This is a genomic window from Streptomyces sp. MMBL 11-1 (genome assembly GCF_028622875.1).
Taxonomy (GTDB): domain Bacteria; phylum Actinomycetota; class Actinomycetes; order Streptomycetales; family Streptomycetaceae; genus Streptomyces.
This window is the reverse complement of record NZ_CP117709.1, coordinates 6,742,739-6,766,936: the sequence shown is the minus strand read 5'-3', so window position 1 is coordinate 6,766,936 and position 24,198 is coordinate 6,742,739. Positions and strand designations below refer to the sequence as shown.

The following is a 24,198-nucleotide window of genomic DNA, read 5'->3' as shown; positions in this document are numbered from 1 at the left end:
CAGGGTGGCCCCGGCACGCGCGCTCGGCGCGGGAATGAGAGAAGTCGGTCAGCCGGTGGCCACGGGGATGAGGACGATGCTCTTCCGGTTGTGGGCAGTGCCCATCGCAACGACAGTCATCAATGTCCTCACCTCCTGGTTCTCTTCCGTTTCCGTGCCGCACGCGTCACCGCGGCGCCCGGAGCAGTGGTCACATTAGCCCGGCCCCCGGGAGCGGCGTCAACAGCTTTTCCGTACACCTCCGATGGAGGCGGTCGGACGGGGCGTTCGCCGGAGTTGGCAGCAGTTCTCCCTCGATCGGGTGATACGCATGCATAGAGCCTGGTCCGGGGCCGTTAGGGTGCCGAGCATGACCACACCCCAGGCCCCCACCGGCACGTTCACCCCCGCCCAGCTGGGCACGCAGATCCTGATCGGCTGGAGCGGCCGGCAGCCCGACGCGGACCAGGACACCGCTTTCCTCCTCGCCTACTCGCTGGGCGACGGACAGGACGGTCCGGACGTCGGCCGCGAGGCCATGCGCGCCGCGCTGGAGCGCGCGGGCCTCCACGTCGGCGGCCCGATCCAGGACGCGGCGGAGAGCCCGGGCGTCCAGGCGAAGCTCCTCGTCCAGGCGGGCCGGGCGGTCCTGACACTGCCTCACCTCTCGGCGCAGTATCCCGCCCCCGCGGAGTGGCTGGCCGCGGCGCAGGCCCAGGGCCAGGTGTACGGGATGTTCGCCACCAGCCCGTGGCCGGACGCCCTTCCCGGGCAGCCGGTCAGCGAGGAACAGCTGCGGGCCTTCGCCACCGACGCGGACGTCGTCCGCACCGCCGCCCACTGCCTGCTCCCGGTCCGCTCCCTGGGCTGAGGAGCGCTTCCGCCGCCCCGGACACACGACGAGGCCCACCACCCCCCGTGGAGTGGTGGGCCTCGCCCGTGCGGCGTGCGACCTGCGGCGGGGCCGTTGTCGCGAAACGAGGACGGGCGGCCCGGAGTGTGATCTCCGGGCCGCCCGCACTCAACACCTCAGGCTGTGGCGCGTCAGTTGTTGCCGACGCCGTTGCCCGAGAGGACCGGGATGTCGTCCAGGATGTGCGACAGCGGCTCGTCACCCTTGGCCTGGGTGGAGTTGTCGGCGCACTGCTGGTTCTGCGGGTTGGACAGGACGTTGACGTCCTGGACCGCGATCGGCACAACGCCGACGAGCGAACCGACGTTGGCCTTGAGGGGCAGGCCGACGCAGAGCTTGTTCAGGGTGCCCTGGACGAGCTGGTTCTGCGGGCTCCAGTTGCCCTCCGTCTCGGCGTTGCCGATCTCCGACTCGGCACCGTTGCCGTTGACGGTGGTGGTGCCACCGTCGTTGCCGATCGCCATGGCCGTGGGAGCCGCGGCTGCGGACAGACCGAGCAGGGACACGGCCACTGCAGCGCCGGCCATCATCTTCTTCATCAACTTCACCTTTCGGAGCGTTCCGTTGTGGAACGTACTGATCAACTGCCACCACCCCCGATCGGTTGCGCAGCACCACTCAAATGGGTTCGTTCCGGCGCAAGGTCGACGCCGCCCCTCACCCTCCGGAGCCACTCCCTCCGGGGCCACACCCTCCTGGGGCCCCGGGCCCGGAGCTCTCGTCCGAGGTGCGCGCCGCCGGCACGAAACCGCCGTGCCGGGTGGTGGCCTGGTCCTGGTGCGGTTCCGAGAGGGGGTGACCGCCCCCGGCCGCCTGCCACTCGGCGACGAGCCGGTCGTAGATCGGTGTGCCGCCCGGGGCGGGCCACCGCTCTGTGCCCTGCGGGGTCTGACTGTCGTACGGATCCATACCGAGGCCCTACCCGGCCCGGCCAGGATCGTCAGCCGGGGCTACGGCATCCGGCCCAATCGGACAACCCGGCCGGAGACGTCCGCACACGCCGAAGGGCCAGTCCGGCCGGGCGGCGCAGAACGATCGCCGTACGGATGGACTGGCCCCACGCGGTCGGACCGAGCGGACCGGAGCTACTCGGTCTCAGTTGTTGCCGGCGCCGTTGCCCGAGAGGATCGGAATGTCGTTCAGCAGGTGCGAGAGGGCCTCGTCGCCCTTGGCCTGGGTGGAGTTCTCGGTGCACTGCTGGTTCTGCGGGGAGGACAGGACGTTGATGTCCTGGACCGAGATCGGCACGAGGCCCACGAGGGAGCCGAGGTTCGCCTTGGCCGGGAGGGCGATGCAGGGCTTGTTCAGCGAGCCCTGGATGAGCGCGAACTGCGGGCTCCAGTCACCGTGGGTCTCGGAGTTGCCGTAGGCCTGCGAGGCACCGTTGCCGTTGACCGTGGTGGTGCCACCGTCGTTGGCGATGGCCATGGCGGACGGGGCGGCAGCGGCGGAGACACCGACGACCGACGCGGCGACGGCTGCGGAGGCCATGATCTTCTTGAACATGAGAGGGCCCTTCTGGGGAGTGAGGCGGAGCGATGAAAGAACCAGGTGGAACGGTCGTGTTACGACGGTCAGCCGCCGAGGGGAACTCCGCCGAGCAGCGGGGCGGCACCTTCGGCCGCACCGGTTGCCTGGCCCGCCAGCTTGCCGACCGTGCCGTTCTTCGAGACCGTCTCGGTGGTCTCGGCAACCGTGTCCACCACCGGGTCCACGATCTGCGGGGCACTGGCCATCACCTGGTTGAGGCCGCTGTCGAGGCTGAAGTTGGGGGCCGTGGGCGTAGTAGCGGCGAAGGCGGGAGCGGCCGCTCCGAGGGCAGCCACGGAACCGGCAACAAGGGCGGCGGTCTTCGCGTACTTCACTGTTCTGGTTCCCTTCTGCGCGGCATCTGTTTCGGTCACGTTCCCGTGCCGCACACAAGCTTTCTTTACCTGTGACTTCTGCCGCTTTCTCCCTGATCAACGATCCTGCTGATGTCGGGAAACTGCGGAGCGGCGTTTTTCTCCGGCGTCTTGCGTGATTCCGGCCCGCGAAGCCGGGCCGCGAAAGGGCTCCGGACGGCAACGGGCCCGAGCCGCTCGGTGGAGGAACGCCGAGGGCCCGGGCCCGAGTAGGGCGGCCGCGGATCAGTTGTTGCCGGCGCCGTTGCCGGAGAGGATCGGAATGTCCTCCAGGATGTGCGAGAGGGCCTCGTCACCCTTGGCCTGGGTGGAGTTCTCGGTGCACTGCTGGTTCTGCGGGGAGGACAGGACGTTGATGTCCTGGACCGAGATCGGCACGAGGCCCACGAGGGAGCCGAGGTTCGCCTTGGCCGGGAGGGCGATGCAGGGCTTGTTCAGCGAGCCCTGGATGAGCGCGAACTGCGGGCTCCAGTCACCGTGGGTCTCGGAGTTGCCGTAGGCCTGCGAGGCACCGTTGCCGTTGACCGTGGTGGTGCCGCCGTCGTTGGCGATGGCCATGGCCTGCGTGGTGCCGAGACCGAGGATGGAGGCGGCGACAGCGCCCGTAGCCAGAACCTTCTTGATCACGATTAACCCTTCTCGTACCGATCGCCCCGTAGCGGAGCCTCCTGGTCAACTGACCGCCCGCGTCGAGGTTCCGCCCATTCACCCGAATGCCGGACACGGGAGCCGGCCCCGTTCCCCGGTCGTACGGCCGCCCGCTCGTGAAGGAATTGCGCGCGTCTCTCCGACACGCCCCGCCCGAACGGGTGGGCGGGGGCGGACGACTCCCAGGCCGCGCTATACGCCGGAGAAAACGCGCCCCTCGCCGTCAACACCGGCCACATGCTGCCCAGTTGCAGGCGAATCGTTTTCCTTCATCGGTGAACCGGGATGTGCGAGGCCCGACAACACCACCCGTTCGGGTGATTACACAATTTCCACGCACCTTCGAGTTTCCCGCTTGGGCCTCCGTCGTTAAGGCAATCGTCCAGCGCGCACGTTTTCACCACGTTCACCATGGCTTCGCCGCAGGATCCGGCTGTGCAGCGGCTCCGCCCGATGGCTGCCCGCTTCCTCCGCGCGCGAAGCACCCACGCGAAGTCCTCGCGAATGTCCTAGGAAAGGGCAAGTAATGCGACAGGTCTTGAACAGAAGCATGATCGTCATGGCGGCCGCATCGGGCCTCCTGGCGGCGGTCGGCGGCACCGCGCACGCCGACGCGTCGGCCGAGGGCGCTGCCGTCGGCTCACCCGGGGTCGGTTCGGGCAACGCGGTGCAGGTGCCGGTGCACATCCCGGTCAATGTGTGCGGCAACACCGTCAATGTGATCGCTCTGCTGAACCCTGCCTTCGGCAACAAGTGCGTGAACGCCGACGGTCCGAAGCACAACCACCCGCCCGTGGACAAGCCCCCGGTGGACAAGCCCCCGGTGGACAAGCCGCCGGTGGACCAGCCCCCGGTCGACGAACCGCCCGTGGATGAACCGCCGGTCGACAAGCCCCCGGTGGACAAGCCGCCGGTCGACAAGCCGCCCGTGGACAAGCCCCCGGTCGACAAGCCGCCGGTGGACCAGCCGCCCGTCGACGTACCTCCGGTCGACCAGCCGCCCGTGGACCAGCCGCCCGTGGACCAGCCTCCGACCGACACGCCCGGCTCGGGCACTCCCGGCTCCGGCACGCCCGGGTCCAACGCCCCGGACGCGCATCTCGCCGACACCGGTGCCGCCGACCTGGGCCTGGCCGCCGGAGCGAGCGCCGCGCTGCTGCTCGGCGGTGCGGTGCTGATGCGCCGTACCCGCGACGCGCGGGACTGAACAGAGCTCCTGCGGGAGTACGAGGTCCGGCCGGGCAGCGGGGACTGTCCGGCCGGACCTTTCCTGTGCGCTCCGACCCGCCCGCCCGGGGTGCGGGCCGGAGCGGTGGAACGACCGCCGGGCGCCGACCCGACCCGAAACGAAACGGATACGAGCACGGGCACGGGCACGGGCAGGGAGGCAACGGCTCGCGGGGAGGGGGAGTTGGGTTGTGCGCGAACCGCGTTCAGCTCGCGACGCGTTCGAAGACCGCGGCGAGGCCCTGACCGCCGCCGATGCACATCGTCTCCAGTCCGTACCGGCCCTCGCGGCGGTGGAGTTCGCGGGTGAGGGTGGCGAGGATGCGGGCTCCGGTGGCGCCGACCGGGTGGCCCAGCGAGATGCCCGAGCCGTTGACGTTGATCCGCTCCTCGTGGTCCTTCTCGCCGAGGCCCAGCTCCCTGGTGCAGGCCAGCACCTGGGCGGCGAACGCCTCGTTCAGCTCGATCAGGTCGAGGTCGGCGAGGGTGAGGCCCGCCCGGTCGAGCGCGGCGCGGGTGGCGGCGACGGGGGCGATGCCCATCGTCGTGGCGGGCACCCCCGCGCGGGCGAAGGAGACGAGGCGGACGAGCGGGGTGAGGCCGAGGCGTTCGGCAGTCGCGGCGCTGGTGACCAGGCAGGCGGCGGCCGCGTCGTTCTGGCCGCTGGCGTTGCCCGCGGTGACCGTGGCATCCGGGTCGGACTTCGCCATCACCGGTCGGAGGGCGGCGAGTTGTTCGGCGGTGGTGTCGGGGCGGGGGTGTTCATCGGCGGTGACGGTCGTCTCGCCCTTGCGGGTGCGTACGGTGACGGGGACGGTCTCCGCGTCGTAGCGGCCCTCGGCCGCGGCGCGGGCGGCGCGCTGCTGGGAACGCAGGGCCAGGGCGTCCTGGTCGGCCCGGCTGATCCCGTACTCCCGGCGCAGGTTCTCCGCCGTCTCGATCATGCCGCCGGGCACCGGATGGTTGACGCCTCCTGCGGTGACGCGGCCCCGGGCGAGCGCGTCGTGGAGCTGCAGTCCGGGGCCCTTGATGCCCCAGCGCCCGTCGTGGGTGTAGTAGGGGGCGGCGCTCATCACGTCGACGCCGCCGGCGATCACGACCTCGCTGAATCCGGCCCGGATCTGCATCGCCGCGTCCAGCACCGCCTGGAGTCCGGAGCCGCAGCGGCGGTCGATCTGGGAGCCGGTGACCGTCGTGGGCAGTCCGGCGTCCAGGGCGGCGACCCGGCCGATGGCGGGGGCCTCGCTGGTGGGGTAGGCGTGGCCGAGGATCACCTCGTCGACCCGGGTGGGGTCGATGCCGGTGCGGGCGACGATCTCCGCGATGACGTGCGCGGCCAGCGCGGCCGGGGTCTGCCGGGCGAAGACCCCGCCGAACCGGCCGATGGGGGTGCGCAGGGGTTCGCAGATGACGACATCGAGCGGCACGGCGGGGCCTTTCCTTCAGGGCGACCAGGGCGACCAGGGCGACGGGCGGGGCGCGGGCGGTTGGGGTGACCTTCGCATCCGGTGACTGAACGGGTCCAATACCGGATGTGCCGCCTTTTCAGAGGCCCGGCGTCTCAATCGGTCCTCCGCCCGGTCCGCGTACGGGGGTCGGCAGGGCCTCCCGGGCGACGGCGAGCACGGCGTGCAGGGCGGCGGAGGGGTTGTCGGCACGCCAGGCGAGGGCCGCCTGGCGGCGGATGGGCGGGCCGGTCAGGGGGCGGTAGGCCAGTCCGCTCTGCTGGATGTGGCGTACGGAGGTGACCGTGAGGGTGACGCCGACCCCGGCGGCGACGAGAGCCATGATCGTGTACGAGTCGGGGGCCTCCTGGACGACGCGCGGGGTGAACCCGGCGTTCTCGCAGGCCTCGGTCATGGCGTCGCGCACGGTGGAGCCGGAGTTGGCGGGGAAGGAGACGAACGGTTCGTCCGCCAGCTCGCCGAGCGGCACCGCCGCGTGCCGGGCGAGCGGGTGGTCGAACGGCAGGGCGCACAGCAGCTCCTCCTCGTCGATCACCCGGTGCTCCACTCCGGGCCGGGTCACCGGCAGCCGGACGAAGCCCAGGTCGAGGGAGCCGTCGGCGACCCGGTCCAGCGCGACGTTGGCGTAGGTCTGACCGGTCATGACCAGTTCGAGGCCGGGGTGGGCGGCGCGCACGGCGCGGGTGAGGCGGGGCAGCGTCTCGTGGCTGGAGGCTCCGGCGAAACCGATGGTCACCCGGCCGTACTCGCCCCGGCCCGCCGAGCGGGCGGCCCGGACGGCGGTGTCGAGGTCGTCGAGGACGGTCCGTACGGGGGCGAGGAAGGTCTCCCCCGCTCCGGTGAGCCGGACGGAGCGCGTGTTGCGGCGGAACAGCTGGACGCCGAGTTCCTTCTCCAGCTGCCGGATCTGCTGGCTCAGAGGCGGCTGTGCCATCTGCAGGCGTTTGGCGGCCCGGCCGAAGTGGAGCTCCTCGGCCACGGCGAGGAAGGCCTTCAGGTGGCGCAGTTCCATGGGACGCCCCCTCGCGTCGATTGATATGCCCCCGGTCTTGATCAGACCCTAATTCGGTATTGGACAGCCATCAATGGGTGCTGACACCGTGGGGTCCGCCCATGCGGACGATGAGGAGAACCGTGGACCGGACGGACGGCAAGGTCATGTCGATGAGGGAGGCCGTCGCCGCCTTCGTCCGCGACGGGGACACCGTGAGCCTCGAAGGGTTCACTCACCTCATCCCGACCGCCGCCGGCCACGAGATCATCCGGCAGGGGCGCCGGAATCTCACGGTCGTCCGGATGACGGCGGACATCGTGGTGGACCAGATGCTGGCGGCCGGGTGCGTGACGGGTCTGGTCTCCTCCTTCGTGGGGAACTCGTCCGCCGGTTCGCTCGGGGAGCTGCGGCGGCGGATCGAGCACGCCGACCCGGGGCCGCTGGCGTTCGAGGAGTACAGCCACTACGGGATGGTGTGCCGCTATCTCGCGGGGGCGCAGCGGCTGCCGTTCTACCCGCTGCGCTCGTACGCGGGCAGCGACCTGACGTCCGTCAACCCCGGCATCCGCAAGGTCGTCTCGCCCTACCCGGCCGCCGACGGGGGAGCCGAGCAGATCTACGTCGTACCGCCCGTCAATCCGGACGTGACGATCGTCCACGCGCAGCGCGCCGACCGCCGGGGCAACACCCAGGTCTGGGGGCTGACCGGCGTCCAGGCGGAGGCGGTGTACGCGGCGGAGAAGGCGGTTGTGGTCGTGGAGGAGCTGGTGGCGGACGAGGTGGTCCGCTCGGACCCGAACCGCACACTGATCCCGGCCCACGCGGTCGACGCGGTGGTGGTCTGCCCGCGCGGGGCGCACCCCTCGTTCGCGCAGGGCTACTACGACCGGGACAACGCCTTCTACCGCTCCTGGTCCGCGATCAGCAAGGACCCGGCTCGGCTGCGGGAGTGGCTGGAGGAGTGGGTGTACGGCACCGCCGACCACGCGGAGTACGTGGCGAAGCTGGGCGAGGAGTTCTGGGCGGGGCTGGCGGTCGGCGAGGCGCTGAGCGAGCCGGTGAACTACGGGAGGCGGCTGTGAGCGAGCAGGAGTCGAAGGCCACGCCCGTCACGTCCTCGGAGTTGCTGGCGGTCGTGGCCTCGCGTGAACTGGCCGGTCGCCGGGCGGTGTTCGCGGGGATCGGGCTGCCCACGCTGGCGGCCGAGCTGGCGCGGCTGACCGTCGCGCCGGGCATCGAGGTGGTGTACGAGTCCGGGGTCTGCGGGGCGCACCCTTCCCGGCTGCCGGAGACCATCGCGGACGCCGTCCTGATCACCGGGGCCGAAGCGGTGGTGTCGATGCCCACTCTGTTCGGCTCGGTGCTCCAGGGCGGGCACATCGACGTGGGTTTCCTGGGGGCCGCGCAGATCGACCGGTGGGGCAGCCTCAACACCTCGGTGATCGGGGACTGGGACCGCCCGTCGGTGCGGCTGCCGGGTTCCGGTGGGGCGGTCGAGGTGATGGCGAACGCCCGGGAGGTCTTCGTGGTGATGCGCCGCCACACACCGCGTTCCTTCGCCGACGCCCTCGACTTCTGCACCACGCCGGGCCCGGACCGGGCGCTGGCGGACGGGATCCGCCCGCTGGGCGCCGGCGTCACCCGGGTCGTCACCGAGCTGGGCGTCCTCACCCGGGAGGGGGTCGGCGACGAACTGCGGCTGGTCGCCGTCCATCCCGGGGTCACCGTCGAACAGGTGCGGGCCGCGACCGGGTGGGAGCTGAGGACGGCCGGCACGGTGGTGACGACGGCCCCGCCGACCGCCGACGAGCTGCGGCTCCTGCGGGACGATGTCGACCCCGACCGTGTCTACCTCCGCTGATGACCGCGGCCGCCCCCGTGGCAGAACCGCCTCCCTCCCCGCGAAGAACCGTCTCTGTCTCCCCTGAGACCTGTCTCTGTATCCCGTCGAGACCTGTCTCTGTATCCCGTTGAGAACCGTCTCCCCATCCGTTGAGAACCGTCTCTGTCGCCGCTGAAAGGGCTCCCACCACCATGCGTATCAGGATCGTCGGAGCCGGGGCCATGGGCCGCGGTATCGCCCAGTGGGCGGCGAGCGCCGGTCACACCGTCGAGCTCGGGGACGTACGGCCCGAGGCGGTGACGGACGCCCTGGATTTCGTCGCCTCGATGCTGGACCGGGCCGTCGTCAAGGGCCGGATGGCGGCCGTCGAGCGGGACGCGGCCGTGGCCCGGCTGGTGCCGCTCGCCGAGCCGTGGGCGGCGGGCCCGGAGGTGGAGCTGGTGATCGAGGCGGTACGGGAGGACCTGGCGACCAAGGCCGAGGTGTTCGGGAAGCTGGAGCGGGCGCTGCCCTCCTCCGCCGTCTTCGCGACCAACACCTCCTCCCTGTCGGTGACCCGGATCGCCGCGACGCTCGGTGACCCCTCGCGCCTGGCCGGGCTGCACTTCTTCAACCCGGTGCCGCTGATGAGGATCGTCGAGGTGGTGCCGGGCGCGGCCACCCGCCCGGAGATCCCTGCGCTGCTGACCGGGCTGGTGGAGGGCTGCGGGCACCGGGCGGTGACCGTCGCCGACACCCCCGGGTTCCTGGTCAACCACGCCGGGCGGGGGCTGGTGACCGAGGCGCTCGCGCTGCTGGAGGAGTCGGTGGCGGACCCGGCGGAGATCGACCGGATCGCCCGGGACGTGCTGGGGCTGCGGATGGGTCCCTTCGAGCTGATGGACCTGACGGGTCTCGACGTGACGGCCGCGGTGATCGACTCGATCTGGGAGGGCTTCCGGTACGAGGACCGGCTGCGCCCGTCCTTCCTGACCCCGAACCGGGTGGTGGCGGGGCTGCACGGCCGCAAGACGGGCCGGGGCTGGTACGGGTACGGCGAGGGGGCCTCGGGCCCCGCGCCGGAGAGGGCGGTCACCGGGGACGCGGAGCGCCCGGTGTTCCTGGTCCCCGGCGGGCGGCCGGTGACCGCCGCCTACGAGGAGGCGCTGGCCGGGTCGCTGGAGGCGGCGGGGGTCCGGGTCGAGCGGGGCGCGGAGCCGTCCGCGCGGGCCGTCGTGCTGGTGCCCGTCTGGGGGACGCCGGTGTCGGCGGCGGTCGCGGAGGGCGCGTGGCCCCGGGAGCGTACGTTCGGGGTGGAGGTGCTGCCGTCGGCGGGGCGGCGGCGGGTCCTCGCGGTGACCGCGGCCGGCGACCCGGCGGCCGCCCGGGACGCGCGCGCGGTGCTGGCGCGGGCCGCCGAGGGCGAGGATCCGTACGCGGTGTCGGTGGTGCGGGACACCGCGGGCTCGGTCGCGCAGCGGCTGCTGTCCTCGGTCGTCGCGATCGGCTGCTCGATCGCGGAGCGCTCGCTCGCCGCGCCGCCCGACATCGATCTGGCGGTGACCACCGGGCTCGGCTATCCGTACGGGCCGCTGGCCTGGGGCGAGCGGGTCGGGGCCGCGAGGACGCTGGAGCTCCAGCGGTCGCTGCACGCGACGACGGGCGATCCGCGCCACCGGCCGACGCGGTGGATCACGGAACGGGCCGCCCTGGGCCTGGCCGTGACCGACCCGGGGACCTCGCCTGCCGACTGCCTGGGGTGAGGCCCCGGCGCGGGTGACCGATTCGTACAAGACCGTCGGGGCGCCGCGTGCGTACGGTCGGGGCATGACTCCACGACTTGACGCGATCAGCATCATCACGGCGGACCTGGCGGCCTCGCTCGCCTTCTACCGCAGGCTCGGCCTCGACATCCCCGAAGGGGCGGAGTCCGCACCGCATGTCGAAGTGACCCTGCCGGGCGGGCAGCGGCTGCTGTGGGACACGGAGGCGGTCATCGCCTCGTTCGATCCGGCGTGGCAGCGGCCCTCGGGCGGCGAGCGGCTCGGGCTGGCTTTCGCCTGTGACGGCCCGGAGGAGGTGGACACGCTGTACGCGGAGCTGACGGGCGCCGGATACACGGGGCACCTGAAGCCGTGGGACGCGGTGTGGGGGCAGCGCTACGCGGTCGTGCTGGACCCGGACGGCTGCGGGGTCTCGCTGTTCGCCCCGGCGTCCCCCGCCGTGAAGTAGGCCCCGAGCGTCGTCCCGGCGAGGTCGCGCATCTCGCGGGCCAGGTGCGCCTGGTCGACGCAGCCCGCCGCGCAGGCCGCCTCGGCGTACGGCAGGCCGGAGCGGACGAGGGCCAGGGCGCGCTGGAGGCGGAGGATCCGGGCCAGGGTCTTGGGGCCGTAGCCGAAGGCCGCCAGGGAGCGGCGGTGCAGCTGGCGGGCTCCGAGGCCGACCTCGGCGGCCGTCGCCGCGACGGATCCGCCGCGCCGCAGCCGGTCGGCGACGGCCGCCGTGAGCGGGTCCGGGGGGCCGGTCTCGGCGGCCAGGCCCAGGGCGAGGTCCTCCAGAGCGGTGGCGGGGTCGGCGGCCCGGTCGACGCGCCCGGTGAGTTCACGGACGGCGGTACGGGACCAGAGGTCGGCGAGCTCGACCCGGTGGTCGCGCAGTTCGTACGCCGGTACGCCGAGGAGCACGGGGGCGGTGCCGGGCGGGAAGCGGATCGCGGCGCAGGAGGCGCGGTCACGGGCGTCGACCTGGAAGGCGTGGGTGTCGGGTCCGGCGACGACGAGGCGTCCGGCGGACCAGATCAGGTCCATGCAGCCGTCGGGAAGGACGGAGCGGGCCCGGCCCGGCGGTCCGGTCGGTGCGTCCAGGGTCCAGACGACGGCCCCGGTCAGCCGGGACGGCCGCTCCTGGTAACGGTGGTGTTCCCGGGGCATGCCTCCACGCTAGCGCGCGGGCGGTCCCCCGGCGTCCCTGGTCTCCTTGGTCTCCTTCGCGTCCCTGGGGTCCTTCTCCCAGGTCGCGTGCAGCCGGGACTTCACGTCGTCGGGCGGCAGGAAGCGGGACCAGCGCTCGGGGAACTCGGAGGGCATGTACGCGGGGCCGTCGTCCTCGTCATCGTCGTCGTCCGTTCCGGCGTAGGCGGCCGAGCGGGTACGGGCGACGAACTCGGCGGCCTGTGCGGCCCGGACGCGTTCGGTGGCCTCGCGGGCGGCGGCCGTGGCGAGCGAGGGCCACACCCGGTCGATGGCCGCGTTGACCGCGGCGCCGACCAGGACCGCGAAGGCGGAGATGCCGATCCACAGCAGGACCGCGATCGGCGCCGCCAGGGAGCCGTAGATGGTGGGCCCCTCGACCGTGTTGGTCAGGTAGATCCGGAGCAGGAAGCTGCCGAGGACCCACATGCCGAGCGCCACCAGTGCCCCGGGGACGTCCTCGATCCAGGGCGAACGCACCGGCACGGACACGTGGTAGAGCGTCGTGAGGAACGCGACGCTCAGCAGTATCACGAGCGGCCAGTACAGGACCGCTATGACCTCGGTGCCCCACGGCACCAGCTCGACCACCCGGTCCGGGCCGACGACCAGCAGCGGCAGCACCACGGCGCCGAGCAGCAGGGCGACGACGTACAGCAGGAAGGCGAGCAGCCGGGTCTTGACGATGCCGCGGTGGCCGTCGAGTCCGTACATGACGGTGATGGTGTCGATGAAGACGTTCACCGCGCGGGAGCCGGACCACAGGGCGATGGCGAAGCCGATGGAGATGATGTCGGGGCGGGCCCCGGTCGTGACGTCGGCGAGCAACGGTTTGGCGAAGTCGTTGACCCCGCGCTCGGACAGCACCGTCTGGGCGGCGGAGAGGATGTTGCGCTCGATGGAGGCGACGGTGGTGGTGGTCGTCCACTCGTCGACGTAACCGAGCAGCCCGATCATGCCGAGCAGCAGCGGGGGCAGCGAGAGCAGGGTGAAGAACGCCGCCTCGGCCGCGAGTCCCAGAATGCGGTACTCGATGCACGAGTTGACGGTGTCCTTGAGCAAGTGCCACACCATCCGCCGTTTGGAGACGTTGCGGTAGAGCACTCGCGCCCGGTGGAGCCGGCCCGGTGACCGCTCGGGTGTTTCCTTTGCTGCCTGCACCTCCTTACCGTATCGGCATGGCAGCCACCACCCACACCGTGACCAATCAGGTTCCGCCGCTGGTCGGCTATGACGTCTTCGCTGCCGACCGGGTCCTGTCCGAGGCCGTCGAACGGCATGTCGCGCCCGGGGTCCTGCCCGTGGCCCTGGAGGAGCTCGGCGAGCTCGGCCGTGCCGCGGGCTCCGCCCAGGCCCAGGAATGGGGGGCGCAGGCGAACGCGTGTCCGCCCGTACTGCGCACCCATGACCGTTATGGGCATCGTGTCGACGCGGTGGAGTTCCATCCGTCCTGGCACCGGCTGCTGAGCCATGCCGTGTCGGCCGGGCTGACGGACGCCTGGGGGCGGCCCGCCGGTCATGTCCGGCGGGCGGCGGGGTTCCTGGTCTGGACGCAGGCCGAGGCGGGGCACGGCTGTCCGCTGTCGATGACGCATGCGGCGGTGCCCGCGCTGCGGACCGATCCGGCGCTGGCCGCCGAGTGGGAGCCGCTGCTGACCTCGCACACGTACGTGGAGGGGCTGCGGCCCCCGCGGGAGAAGGCCGGGGTGCTCCTCGGTATGGGCATGACCGAGAAGCAGGGCGGCACGGACGTCCGGTCCAACACGACGCGGGCGGAACCGCTGTCCGGCGAGGGCGAGTATCTGCTCACCGGTCACAAGTGGTTCTGTTCGGCGCCGATGTCGGACGGCTTCCTGGTGCTGGCGCGGGCGCCGGGCGGACTGACCTGCTTCCTCCTGCCGCGGGTGCTCCCGGACGGCACGCGCAACGTGTTCGCGATCCAGCGGCTGAAGGACAAACTGGGCAACCGGTCCAACGCGTCCGCCGAGGTCGAGTTCGACGGGACCTGGGCCCGCCGGGTCGGCGAGGAGGGGCGCGGGGTGCGCACCATCATCGAGATGGTGGCGGCCACGCGGCTGGACTGCGTGGTGGGTTCGGCCGCGCTGATGCGGCAGGCGGTGGCACAGGCGGTCCATCACAGCGCGTACCGCCGTGCGTTCGGCGGGCTGCTGATCGACAAGCCCCTGATGCGCAACGTGCTGGCCGATCTGGCGCTGGAGTCGGAGGCGGCGACGGTGCTGGCGATGCGGCTGGCCTCCGCGTACGACACGGACACGGCGGAGGAACGGGCCTTCCTGCGGCTCGCGGTGCCCGCCGCGAAGTACTGGGTCACCAAGCGCTGCTCCGTCGTGGTGGGCGAGGCGCTGGAGTGTCTGGGCGGCAACGGGTACGTGGAGGAGTCGGGGATGCCCCGGCTGTTGCGCGAGGCGCCGCTCAACTCGATCTGGGAGGGCTCGGGCAATGTGCAGGCGCTGGACGTGCTGCGGGCGTTGCGGCGGGAGCCGCAGGCGCTGGACGCGTTCCTGCGCGAGGTCGGCCGTGCGCGCGGGGCGGATCACCGGCTGGACGCGGCGATCAAGGGCCTGCTGACGGAGCTGGCCGACCTGGAGGGCATCGAGGCGCGGGCGCGGCGTCTGGTGGAGCGGATCGCGCTGGTGCTCCAGGGTTCCCTGCTGGTGCGCTGGGCTCCGCCGGAGGTGTCCGACGCGTTCTGCGGCTCGCGGCTCGGCGGGGACTGGGGCTCGGCCTTCGGGACGCTGCCGCCCCGTCCGGACCTGGCTTCGGTGGTGGCACGGGCCCGGCCGGCGGGCGGGGAGCTGTAGCGGGGCGGGGAAGCGACGGAAGGTGGTGCTGCGCCGACACGGCACCACCCTCCATGCTCCTGCACCACCGGGCGGCCGGGGCAGGCCCGGCGCACAGTGTTCCGCGAGTCTTGTACGGCCCGTGGGACACCGCCAGAGTTGCAAAGGGTTGCAACCATTGTGTGGACTGATCGGCGGTCCGGCCAGGTGAACGGCAGGATGGGCCGGGAGCGGGATGCGTTCGGGGGGAACGGGGACCATGACGGACACAGCTTCTGCGGGGGTGGTGCGGGTGACGGGCCAGGGGGCCGGCCGGGAGGCGACCCGATCGCTCCACCGGGCGCGGGAGGCGCGGCTGGCGGGGACCCGGTCCGAGGTCGCGCCCCGGGCACAGATCGACGCCTCCTGGGACCGGGTGGTGCGGAGCGGCATCGACCCCGACCAGTCGCCGGAGAGCGAGCTGCTGCGGGCGGACGAGATCGAGCACCGGCGCCACAGCACGGCGCTGGGCGAGCTGATGCCGTTGCTGCGGGCGGGGCTGGCCTCGATAGCGGACGCCGCGCAGCAGATCATGGTGGTGACCGACATCGAGGGCCGGGTGCTGTGGCGGCAGGGCAATACGGGGGTGCTGCGCCGGGCCCACGACATCTGCCTGGAGGAGGGTGCGGCCTGGGCCGAGGCGGCGACCGGGACGAACGCGATCGGGACGGCGCTGGCCGCCCGGGTCCCCATCCAGGTCCACTCGGCGGAGCACTTCATCCGGGCGCTGCACGGCTGGACCTGTGCGGCGGCCCCGGTCCGGGATCCGCGCGACGGCCGGCTGATCGGGATCGTGGACATCAGCGGTCCGGCGTCCACGTTCCATCCGGCGACGCTGGCGCTGGTCGACTCGGTGGCCCGGCTCGCCGAGGGCGAGATCCGCACCCGTCACCTGGCGGAGATCGAGCGGCTGCGCGCGGTGGCCGCGCCGATCCTGTGCCGGGTCGGCGGGCGGGCGCTGGCGGTGGACGTGCACGGGCGGCTGGCGGCGGTGACCGGGATGGCGCCGGTGGACCGGCTGCCGCTGCCGAAGTCGCTGGGGCCGGGCACGGTGTGGCTGCCCTCACTCGGCCTGTGCCGGGTCGAGCCGTTGCCGGGCGGCTGGCTCGTGCGGGTGGACGACGGCGGCACGGAGGGGACGGCGCGACGGATGGTGCTGGACCTGAGCCGGCCCCGGGCGCTCGCCGTGCGTCTGACCGGGCCGCTGGGAGACCGCACCCATCGGCTGTCACCGCGGCACGCGGAGCTGTTGTACGCGCTGGCGGTGCACCGGCGGGGGCGGTCGGCCTCGGAGCTGGCGCGGGACATCTTCGGGGACGCGACCCGGACGGTGACGGTGCGGGCCGAGGTCTCCCGGCTGCGGCGCCATCTGGCGGATGTGCTGGCCCACCGCCCGTACCGCTTCGGGGACGACGTCGAGGTGGAGGTGATCCACCCGCGGGACCGGGCGGATCTGCTGCCGCACTCCACGGGGCCGGTGGTGGCGGAGGCCCGCGCGGCGGCCCCGACCGCCTGAGCGGGGTCGCGGGGCGCACGCGGCCGGTCCGGGGAGGGGCCGCCGTGCGCGGGCGGGCGGCGCCATGGTTTTCTGGCCGTCATGAGCGACACCCCGCAGCCCGCAGCCCCGACCGCTCCCGCGGTGACCACCGAGGTGACCGTCTGGTCGCTGGAGCAGTCATCGCCCGACGATCTCCGGCCGGCCGCCGTGCCGGAGGGCGATCTGCGTATCGTCCGGTCCGAGGTGGTACTGCCGGAGTTCAGCCGGTTCCTCTACTCCGCCGTGGGCGGTGACATCCACTGGACCGACCGGTTGGGCATGACGTACGCCCAGTGGCAGGAGGCCCTGGAGCGGCCCGGGGCGGAGACGTGGGTGGCGTACGAGAACGGGACGCCGGCCGGGTACATCGAGCTGGACCCGCAGGACGACGGCGTGGTCGAGATCATGTACTTCGGGCTGATCCCGGCGTTCCGGGGGCGGCGGATCGGCGGCCACCTCCTCAGTTACGGGGTGGCGCGCGCCTGGGACCTGGCGGAGCGCTGGCCGGAGCGGCCGACGACGAAGCGGGTGTGGCTGCACACCTGCTCGAAGGACGGCCCCCACGCGATGGACAACTATCTGCGTCGCGGCTTCCGGCTCTTCGACACGAAGACCGAGGTGGAGCCGGCCGTGGCGACGCCCGGTCCGTGGCCCGGGGCGTACGCCTCCTGAGCCACCCCGATCTCTGAGGGCGGAGGAGCGGTCGCTCCTCCGCCCTCAGAGCTTCCCGGTGGGCGTTTTGTCACCAATGCCGCCACCGCGCCGCGTGATGGGCGCCACACCGTCCCACCCTTCGAGACCCAGCAGTCCATATCGCGGATAGTGGTGGACTGCCCCGAGATGCCCGTGACACGCTTCCGTCATGTCTGGAACTGGAATTGCCTTGGTGAGTCGACGCCACGTCGACCTCTGCCGCATGTCCAGCGCCATCTGTCCGGCGAGCTGAGAGTCCCAGCACCGCCGCCCTCCTCTTCCCTCTGAACAGCCCTGCGCACCGCCGCGCCTCAGCGCGAGTGTGCCGCTCAGAGCCGCCCTCCCGCAGTCCCGAAGGACGTATTGTCATGGCCGCTACCCCGGAACAGCCTGCGACCTCCACGCCCCGCCGCAAGGCCGGACGCCACCGCGGCGAGGGTCAGTGGGCCGTGGGCCACCACACACCCCTCAACGGCAACGAGCAGTTCAAGAAGGACGACGACGGTCTCAACGTACGGACACGTATTGAGACGATCTACTCCAAGCGCGGTTTCGACTCCATCGACCCCAACGACCTGCGCGGACGCATGCGCTGGTGGGGGCTTTACACCCAGCGCAAGCCCGGCATCGACGGCGGCAAGACGGCCGTCCTGGAGCCGGAGGAGCTGGACGACGAGTTCTTCATGCTGCGCGTCCGCATCGACGGCGGCCGGCTGACCACCCGGCAGCTGCGGGTGATCGGGGAGATCTCCCAGGAGTTCGCGCGCGGCACCGCCGACCTCACCGACCGGCAGAACGTGCAGTACCACTGGATCCGCATAGAGGACGTGCCGGAGATCTGGCGGCGGCTCGAAGAGGTGGGCCTGTCCACCACCGAGGCCTGCGGGGACACGCCCCGCACGATCCTCGGCTCGCCCGTCGCGGGCGTCGCGGAGAACGAGATCATCGACGGCACGCCCGCGATCGACGAGATCCAGCGGCGGTTCATCGGCAACCCGGACTTCTCCAACCTGCCCCGCAAGTTCAAGACGGCGATCTCCGGCTCCCCGCACCTGGACGTGGCGCACGAGATCAATGACATCGCCTTCGTCGGCGTGGACCACCCGGAGCACGGCCCCGGCTTCGACCTCTGGGTCGGCGGCGGCCTCTCCACCAACCCCAAGCTCGGGGTGCGGCTCGGCGCCTGGGTGCCGCTGGACGAGGTGCCCGATGTGTACGGCGGAGTCATCGCGATCTTCCGCGACTACGGCTACCGGCGGCTGCGCACCCGCGCCCGCCTGAAGTTCCTGGTCGCGGACTGGGGCCCGGAGAAGTTCCGCCAGGTCCTTCAGGACGAGTACCTGAAGCGCGAGCTGATCGACGGGCCCGCGCCCGAGGAGCCCGCCCAGACCTGGCGCGACCACCTCGGGGTGCACCGGCAGAAGGACGGCCGCTTCTACGTCGGCTTCGCCGCGCGGGTCGGCCGGGTCGACGGCTCCACGCTCACCAAGATCGCCGAACTGGCCGACGCCCACGGCTCCGGCCGGGTGCGGACCACCGCCGAGCAGAAGATGATCGTGCTCGACGTGGCCGAGGAGCAGGTGGAGTCCCTGGTCGCCGGACTGGAGGCGCTCGACCTCAAGGTCACCCCGTCCCCGTTCCGGCGCGGCACGATGGCCTGCACCGGCATCGAGTTCTGCAAGCTGGCGATCGTGGAGACGAAGGCGCGCGGCGCCGCCCTCATCGACGAACTGGAGCGCCGCATCCCGGAGTTCGACCACCCGATCACCATCAACATCAACGGCTGCCCGAACGCCTGCGCCCGCATCCAGGTCGCGGACATCGGCCTCAAGGGCCAGCTGATGCTGGACGAGAGCGGCAACCAGGTCGAGGGCTACCAGGTGCACCTCGGCGGGGCGCTCGGCCTGGAGGCCGGGTTCGGCCGCAAGGTCCGCGGCCTGAAGGTCACCTCGGCCGAACTGCCGGACTACGTCGAGCGGGTGCTCGGCCGCTTCCAGGAGGAGCGCGAGGACGGCGAGCGCTTCGCGACCTGGGTGGCGCGCGCCGGTGCGGAGTCGCTGTCATGAGCGAGCGAGCCGCCCCGTTCCACTGCCCGTACTGCGGCGACGAGGACCTGCGCCCCAACGAGACCGGCCACGGCGCCTGGGAATGCGCTTCCTGCAACCGTGCGTTCCAGCTGAAGTTCCTGGGCCTGCTGACCCGGGGTGTTCAGCGCAACCACGGTGAGGGGGACCGGATATGACGGACACTCTGCTGGCCGGACAGCTCGGCGACGAGGAGCTCCGGGAGCTGGCCGAGCGGGCCGGACGGGAGCTGGAGGACGCCTCCGCCACCGACATCCTGGAGTGGGCGGCAGCCACCTTCGGGCCGCGCTTCTGCGTCACCTCCTCGATGGAGGACGCCGTGGTCGCGCATCTGGCGTCGCGGGTGATGCCGGGCGTGGACGTGGTCTTCCTGGACACCGGCTACCACTTCCCGGAGACCATCGGGACCCGGGACGCGGTGGACGCGGTGATGGACGTCAACGTCATCACGATCACTCCACGGCAGACCGTCGCCGAGCAGGACGCCGAGCACGGTGAGAAGCTGCACGACCGCGACCCCGACCTGTGCTGCGCGCTGCGCAAGGTGAAGCCGTTGGAGGACGGCCTGACCGCGTACGCCGCCTGGGCGACCGGCCTGCGCCGCGACGAGTCCCCGACCCGGGCGAACACCCCGGTCGTCGGCTGGGACGCCAAGCGCCGCAAGGTGAAGGTCTCCCCCATCGCCCGCTGGACCCAGGACGACGTGGACGCCTACGTCGCCGAGCACGGGGTGCTCACCAACCCGCTGCTGATGGACGGCTACGCCTCCGTCGGCTGCGCGCCCTGCACCCGCCGGGTGCTGGAGGGCGAGGACGCACGGGCCGGCCGCTGGGCCGGACGGGGCAAGACGGAATGCGGGCTGCACGGCTGATGACGACTGATCAGGAGACTTCGATGAGCGTGACGGAGACGGGAGCCACGATCTGGCTGACCGGTCTGCCGAGCGCGGGCAAGACCACCATCGCGTACGAACTGGCGGGCCGCCTGCGGACCGAGGGCCACCGGGTCGAGGTGCTCGACGGCGACGAGATCCGCGAGTTCCTCTCCGCGGGCCTCGGCTTCTCCCGCGAGGACCGCCACACCAACGTGGCCCGGATCGGCTTCGTCGCCGAACTCCTCGCCGCCAACGGCGTGAAGGTGCTGGTCCCCGTCATCGCCCCGTTCGCCGACAGCCGCGAGGCCGTCCGCAAGCGGCACGCCGCCGAGTCCACCACTTACCTGGAGGTGCACGTCGCGACACCCGTCGAGGTGTGCTCCGTACGCGATGTGAAGGGGCTGTACGCCAAGCAGGCGGCCGGCGAGATCAGCGGCCTCACCGGGGTCGACGACCCCTACGAGGCCCCCGAATCGCCCGACCTGCGGATCGAGTCGCACCAGCAGACCGTGCAGGAGTCCGCAGCGGCGCTCCACGCGCTGCTCACCGAGAGGGGCCTGGCGTGAGCACCGTCGCCACCGTGCCGGAAGGCACCGTCAACCCGTACACGCTCAGCCACCTGGACTCCCTGGAGTCGGAGGCGGTGCACATCTTCCGTGAGGTGGCGGGCGAGTTCGAGCGGCCGGTGATCCTGTTCTCCGGCGGCAAGGACTCCATCGTGATGCTGCACCTGGCGCTCAAGGCGTTCGCGCCCGCGCCGGTGCCGTTCACGCTGCTGCACGTGGACACCGGGCACAACTTCCCCGAGGTCCTGGAGTACCGCGACCGCACGGTGAAGAAGCACGGGCTGCGGCTGCACGTCGCCTCCGTGCAGGAGTACATCGACGCCGGGAAGCTCCGCGAGCGCCCCGACGGCACCCGCAACCCGCTCCAGACCGTCCCGCTCACCGAGGCGATCCAGCAGCACCGCTTCGACGCCGTGTTCGGCGGCGGGCGGCGCGACGAGGAGAAGGCACGCGCCAAGGAACGGGTCTTCTCGCTGCGCGACGAGTTCTCGCAGTGGGACCCGCGCCGCCAGCGCCCCGAGCTGTGGCAGCTGTACAACGGCCGGCACGCCCCGGGCGAGCACGTCCGCGTCTTCCCGATCTCCAACTGGACCGAGCTGGACGTCTGGCAGTACATCGAGCGCGAGTCCATCGAGCTCCCGGAGATCTACTTCGCCCACGAACGCGAGGTCTTCAACCGCGGCGGCATGTGGCTGACCGCCGGGCACTGGGGCGGGCCCAAGGAGCACGAGGCCACCGAGACCCGACTGGTCCGCTACCGCACGGTCGGCGACATGTCCTGCACCGGGGCCGTCGACTCCGACGCCACCACGCTGGACGCCGTGATCACCGAGATCGCCGCCTCCCGGCTCACCGAGCGGGGCGCGACCCGGGCCGACGACAAGATGTCCGAGGCCGCGATGGAAGACCGCAAGCGCGAGGGGTATTTCTAACCATGACCACACCCATCCTCTCGGCCGAGCGGCTGGCGGCCACCACTCTGCTGCGGTTCGCCACCGCCGGGTCGGTCGACGACGGCAAGTCCACCCTCGTGGGGCGCCTGCTGCACGACTCCCAGTCGATCCTCACCGACCAGCTGGAGGCCGTCGAGCAGGCCTCACTGAACCGCGGCCAGGACGCGCCGGACCTCGCGCTGCTGACCGACGGGCTGCGGGCCGAGCGCGAGCAGGGCATCACCATCGACGTCGCCTACCGCTACTTCGCCACCGCGCGCCGCCGGTTCATCCTCGCGGACACCCCGGGCCATGTGCAGTACACCCGCAACATGGTGACCGGCGCCTCCACGGCGGAACTGGCCGTGGTCCTGGTCGACGCCCGCAACGGGGTCGTCGAGCAGACCCGCCGGCACGCCGCCGTCGCCGCGCTGCTGCGCGTCCCGCACGTGGTGCTGGCCGTCAACAAGATGGACCTGGTCGACTACGCGGAGCCCGTGTTCGCCGCGATAGCGGAGGAGTTCACCGCGTACGCCGCGTCGCTCGGCGTCCCGGAGATCACCGCGATCCCGATCTCGGCGCTGGCCGGCGACAACGTGGTGGAGCCGTCCGCGCACATGGACTGGTACGGCGGGCCGACCGTCCTGGAGCACCTGGAGACGGTGCCGGTCAGCCACGACCTCACCGCCTGCCACGCGCGCTTCCCGGTGCAGTACGTGATCCGCCCGCAGACCGCCGAACACCCCGACTACCGGGGTTACGCCGGTCAGATCGCGGCCGGGGTGTTCCGGGTCGGTGAGCCCGTCTCCGTACTCCCCTCGGGGCGCACCTCGACGATCACGGGCATCGACGCGCTCGGGGAGAGCGTCGAGACCGCCTGGGCCCCGCAGTCGGTGACGATCCGGCTGGCCGACGACATCGACATCTCACGCGGTGACCTGATCGCCCCCGCCGACGACGCCCCCGCCGTGACGCGGGACGTCGAGGCCACCGTCTGCCACGTCGCCGACCAGCCGCTCTCGGTGGGCCAGCGGGTGCTGCTCAAGCACACCACCCGTACGGTCAAGGCGATCGTCAAGGACATCCCGTCGCGGCTCACCCTGGACGACCTCTCCCAGCACCCGGCCCCCGGGCAGCTCGTCGCCAACGACATCGGCAGGGTCGTCGTGCGCACCGCCGAGCCGCTCGCACTCGACGCCTACGCGGACTCCCGGCGCACCGGTTCGTTCCTCCTGATCGACCCGGCGGACGGTACGACGCTGAGCGCCGGCATGGCGGGCGCCTCGTTCGCGGCGGTCGCCGAAGCCGCCGCCCCGGCCGCCGACGACGACGCCGAGTGGGACTTCTGATGGCCGCCGGATTCTTCTCCACCCTCGCGAAGGAGGGTGGCCGGGCCGGCAGCGGCACCCCCGGGAGGGGGCACCCCCCGCGCGAGCGCACGCGAGAGCTCGGGGGAGGTCAGGGCGGGATCGGGCGATGTGCGTGAGGACGTACGCGCACCGCTCGCGCGCCCTCCCTCACCACCCGCACCGCCCGTACCGCCGTAGACCTGCCGACCTCCCGGCCGCGCCCCCCTGACCAGCCAGCGGGGCGCGAGCGCCGGGCCGACGAGAGGAACTCCTCCCGTGCCTGCCCCCCGATCCACCGTTCGCCGCTCCATCGCCGCCGTCGCTGCGCTGCCGCTGCTCGCCCTGACGGCCACCGCGTGCGGCTACGGCTCCCAGGCCAAGGCCGACGACGCCGAGAAGGCGAACGTCTCCGCCGGCGGGAAGAAGCTCTCCACGGACACCGTGAAGATCGGCTACTTCCCGAACATCACGCACGCCACCGCCCTGGTCGGCATCCGGGAAGGCACCATCCAGAAGGAGTTGGGCGGGACCCGCGTCGAGTCCACGACCTTCAACGCGGGCCCCTCCGAGATCGAGGCACTGAACGCCGGGTCCATCGACATCGGCTTCATCGGCCCCTCCCCCGCCATCAACGGCTTCAGCAAGTCCCAGGGCCAGGGACTGCGGATCATCTCCGGTTCGGCCTCCGGCGGGGTGAAGCTGGTCGTCAACCCGGACCGGATCAAGACCCCGGACGATGTCAGGGGCAAGAAGATCGCCACCCCGCAGCTCGGCAACACCCAGGACGTGGCCTTCCTCAACTGGATCTCCGAGAAGGGCTGGAAGGTCGACGCCCAGAGCGGCAAGGGCGACGTCTCCGTGGTCCGCTCGGACAACAAGGTGACGCCCGACGCCTACAGGTCCGGTGATCTGGACGGCGCCTGGGTACCCGAACCGACCGCCTCCAAGCTGGTGTCCGAGGGCGCGAAGGTGCTCCTCGAGGAGAAGGACCTGTGGCCGGACCGGAAGTTCGTGATCACGAACATCATCGTGTCGCAGAAGTTCCTCGACGAGCACCCGGACGTGGTCGAGGCCGTGCTGAAGGGCTCGGTCGCCACCAACAAGTGGATCAACGCCAACCCCGGGAAGGCCAAGGCGTCGGCCAACAAGGCGCTGGAGAACCTGAGCGGCAAGCCCCTGCCCGAGGAGATCCTCGACCCGGCGTGGGAGTCCATCGAGATCACCGACGACCCGCTGGCCGGAACGCTCAGGACGCAGGCCGGTCACTCGGTGAAATCGGGGCTGCTCAAGGACCCGGACCTCCGGGGCATCTACGACCTGGGTCCGCTGAACAAGGTCCTCGCAGCCGAGGGCCGGCCCGAGGTCGCCGACGCCGGTCTCGGCGTCAAGTAACCCCGCCCA

26 protein-coding genes are annotated in these 24,198 nt (G+C 71.9%); 17 read left to right on the top strand and 9 right to left on the bottom strand.

The features are described 5' to 3' along the window. Positions 1-349: 349 nt before the first annotated feature. A complete protein-coding gene (locus PSQ21_RS30010) occupies positions 350-850 on the top strand; it encodes a DUF5949 family protein (protein ID WP_274034435.1) in 501 nt (166 codons plus the stop codon). 173 nt (positions 851-1,023) lie between these two features. Here PSQ21_RS30010 and PSQ21_RS30005 read toward each other — a convergent pair whose 3' ends face one another. The 5 genes from PSQ21_RS30005 to PSQ21_RS29985 form a co-directional block, all read right to left on the bottom strand. Continuing rightward, a complete protein-coding gene (locus PSQ21_RS30005; RefSeq protein ID WP_274034434.1) occupies positions 1,024-1,431 on the bottom strand; it encodes a rodlin in 408 nt (135 codons plus the stop codon). 118 nt (positions 1,432-1,549) lie between these two features. After that, positions 1,550-1,801, bottom strand: a complete 252-nt coding sequence (locus PSQ21_RS30000) for a hypothetical protein (protein ID WP_274034433.1) — start codon at positions 1,799-1,801, stop codon at positions 1,550-1,552. A gap of 186 nt (positions 1,802-1,987) precedes the next feature. Continuing rightward, positions 1,988-2,398 carry a rodlin gene (locus tag PSQ21_RS29995; protein WP_274034432.1) on the bottom strand — a complete coding sequence of 137 codons (411 nt, stop codon included), beginning with the start codon at positions 2,396-2,398 and terminating at the stop codon, positions 1,988-1,990. 68 nt (positions 2,399-2,466) lie between these two features. After that, positions 2,467-2,757: a hypothetical protein gene (locus PSQ21_RS29990; RefSeq protein WP_274036009.1), complete on the bottom strand. Its 291-nt coding sequence runs from the start codon at positions 2,755-2,757 to the stop codon at positions 2,467-2,469. A 264-nt stretch (positions 2,758-3,021) separates the two neighbouring features. Further along, on the bottom strand, positions 3,022-3,423 hold the full coding sequence (locus tag PSQ21_RS29985; protein WP_274034431.1) for a rodlin: 402 nt from the start codon (positions 3,421-3,423) through the stop codon (positions 3,022-3,024). Between the two features lie 547 nt (positions 3,424-3,970). Here PSQ21_RS29985 and PSQ21_RS29980 point away from each other — a divergent pair. Continuing rightward, a complete protein-coding gene (locus PSQ21_RS29980) occupies positions 3,971-4,651 on the top strand; it encodes a chaplin (RefSeq protein ID WP_274034430.1) in 681 nt (226 codons plus the stop codon). A gap of 226 nt (positions 4,652-4,877) precedes the next feature. On the opposite strand, the gene PSQ21_RS29975 is transcribed toward PSQ21_RS29980, so the two are convergent. Both PSQ21_RS29975 and PSQ21_RS29970 read right to left on the bottom strand, forming a co-directional pair. Beyond that, complete coding sequence (locus tag PSQ21_RS29975) at positions 4,878-6,098, bottom strand: acetyl-CoA C-acetyltransferase (RefSeq protein ID WP_274034429.1); 1,221 nt, start codon at positions 6,096-6,098, stop codon at positions 4,878-4,880. A 118-nt stretch (positions 6,099-6,216) separates the two neighbouring features. Next, positions 6,217-7,149 (bottom strand): LysR substrate-binding domain-containing protein, encoded by a 933-nt coding sequence (locus PSQ21_RS29970; protein ID WP_274034428.1) that lies wholly within the window; start codon positions 7,147-7,149, stop codon positions 6,217-6,219. A 122-nt stretch (positions 7,150-7,271) separates the two neighbouring features. On the opposite strand from PSQ21_RS29970, the gene PSQ21_RS29965 reads away from it, so the two are divergent. The 4 genes from PSQ21_RS29965 (at position 7,272) to PSQ21_RS29950 (ending at position 11,185) form a co-directional block, all read left to right on the top strand. Continuing rightward, complete coding sequence (locus PSQ21_RS29965; protein ID WP_274034427.1) at positions 7,272-8,213, top strand: CoA transferase subunit A; 942 nt, start codon at positions 7,272-7,274, stop codon at positions 8,211-8,213. Further along, positions 8,210-8,992, top strand: a complete 783-nt coding sequence (locus tag PSQ21_RS29960; protein WP_274034426.1) for a CoA-transferase subunit beta — start codon at positions 8,210-8,212, stop codon at positions 8,990-8,992. Before PSQ21_RS29965 ends, PSQ21_RS29960 begins: the two co-directional genes overlap by 4 nt. 173 nt (positions 8,993-9,165) lie before the next feature. Continuing rightward, positions 9,166-10,716 carry a 3-hydroxyacyl-CoA dehydrogenase NAD-binding domain-containing protein gene (locus tag PSQ21_RS29955; RefSeq protein WP_274034425.1) on the top strand — a complete coding sequence of 517 codons (1,551 nt, stop codon included), beginning with the start codon at positions 9,166-9,168 and terminating at the stop codon, positions 10,714-10,716. Between the two features lie 64 nt (positions 10,717-10,780). Continuing rightward, positions 10,781-11,185, top strand: a complete 405-nt coding sequence (locus PSQ21_RS29950) for a VOC family protein (RefSeq protein ID WP_274034424.1) — start codon at positions 10,781-10,783, stop codon at positions 11,183-11,185. Here the strand turns inward: PSQ21_RS29950 and PSQ21_RS29945 are convergent. Then, the gene (locus PSQ21_RS29945; RefSeq protein ID WP_274034423.1) at positions 11,113-11,883 is read right to left on the bottom strand and encodes a DUF6597 domain-containing transcriptional factor; all 771 of its coding nucleotides are present in this window, start codon (positions 11,881-11,883) and stop codon (positions 11,113-11,115) included. The genes PSQ21_RS29950 and PSQ21_RS29945 overlap by 73 nt on opposite strands. Before the next feature lie 9 nt (positions 11,884-11,892). Beyond that, positions 11,893-13,083 (bottom strand): YihY/virulence factor BrkB family protein, encoded by a 1,191-nt coding sequence (locus tag PSQ21_RS29940; RefSeq protein ID WP_397988470.1) that lies wholly within the window; start codon positions 13,081-13,083, stop codon positions 11,893-11,895. A gap of 17 nt (positions 13,084-13,100) precedes the next feature. On the opposite strand from PSQ21_RS29940, the gene PSQ21_RS29935 reads away from it, so the two are divergent. From PSQ21_RS29935 to PSQ21_RS29890, 11 genes are all read left to right on the top strand, one after another. Then, positions 13,101-14,744 carry an acyl-CoA dehydrogenase family protein gene (locus tag PSQ21_RS29935; protein ID WP_274034422.1) on the top strand — a complete coding sequence of 548 codons (1,644 nt, stop codon included), beginning with the start codon at positions 13,101-13,103 and terminating at the stop codon, positions 14,742-14,744. 238 nt (positions 14,745-14,982) lie between these two features. Further along, positions 14,983-16,278 (top strand): helix-turn-helix domain-containing protein, encoded by a 1,296-nt coding sequence (locus PSQ21_RS29930; protein WP_274034421.1) that lies wholly within the window; start codon positions 14,983-14,985, stop codon positions 16,276-16,278. Positions 16,279-16,359: 81 nt separating this feature from the next. Then, positions 16,360-16,971, top strand: coding sequence for a GNAT family N-acetyltransferase (locus PSQ21_RS29925; protein WP_274034420.1), 612 nt, complete (start codon positions 16,360-16,362; stop codon positions 16,969-16,971). Positions 16,972-17,161: 190 nt separating this feature from the next. Continuing rightward, the gene (locus tag PSQ21_RS37840) at positions 17,162-17,245 is read left to right on the top strand and encodes a putative leader peptide (protein WP_316944184.1); all 84 of its coding nucleotides are present in this window, start codon (positions 17,162-17,164) and stop codon (positions 17,243-17,245) included. A gap of 115 nt (positions 17,246-17,360) precedes the next feature. Next, positions 17,361-19,058, top strand: a complete 1,698-nt coding sequence (locus PSQ21_RS29920; protein ID WP_274034419.1) for a nitrite/sulfite reductase — start codon at positions 17,361-17,363, stop codon at positions 19,056-19,058. Beyond that, positions 19,055-19,234 carry a hypothetical protein gene (locus PSQ21_RS29915; RefSeq protein WP_274034418.1) on the top strand — a complete coding sequence of 60 codons (180 nt, stop codon included), beginning with the start codon at positions 19,055-19,057 and terminating at the stop codon, positions 19,232-19,234. Before PSQ21_RS29920 ends, PSQ21_RS29915 begins: the two co-directional genes overlap by 4 nt. Beyond that, positions 19,231-19,947: a phosphoadenylyl-sulfate reductase gene (locus tag PSQ21_RS29910; protein ID WP_274034417.1), complete on the top strand. Its 717-nt coding sequence runs from the start codon at positions 19,231-19,233 to the stop codon at positions 19,945-19,947. Before PSQ21_RS29915 ends, PSQ21_RS29910 begins: the two co-directional genes overlap by 4 nt. After that, positions 19,947-20,516 (top strand): adenylyl-sulfate kinase, encoded by a 570-nt coding sequence (cysC, locus tag PSQ21_RS29905; protein WP_078968857.1) that lies wholly within the window; start codon positions 19,947-19,949, stop codon positions 20,514-20,516. Before PSQ21_RS29910 ends, cysC begins: the two co-directional genes overlap by 1 nt. Next, entirely contained in the window at positions 20,513-21,448 is a 936-nt protein-coding gene (gene cysD / locus PSQ21_RS29900; RefSeq protein ID WP_274034416.1) for a sulfate adenylyltransferase subunit CysD, read from the top strand. Before cysC ends, cysD begins: the two co-directional genes overlap by 4 nt. A gap of 2 nt (positions 21,449-21,450) precedes the next feature. Further along, positions 21,451-22,797 (top strand): sulfate adenylyltransferase subunit 1, encoded by a 1,347-nt coding sequence (locus PSQ21_RS29895; protein WP_274034415.1) that lies wholly within the window; start codon positions 21,451-21,453, stop codon positions 22,795-22,797. A 276-nt stretch (positions 22,798-23,073) separates the two neighbouring features. Further along, positions 23,074-24,189 carry an ABC transporter substrate-binding protein gene (locus PSQ21_RS29890; RefSeq protein ID WP_274034414.1) on the top strand — a complete coding sequence of 372 codons (1,116 nt, stop codon included), beginning with the start codon at positions 23,074-23,076 and terminating at the stop codon, positions 24,187-24,189. The last annotated feature ends 9 nt before the right edge of the window (positions 24,190-24,198 follow it).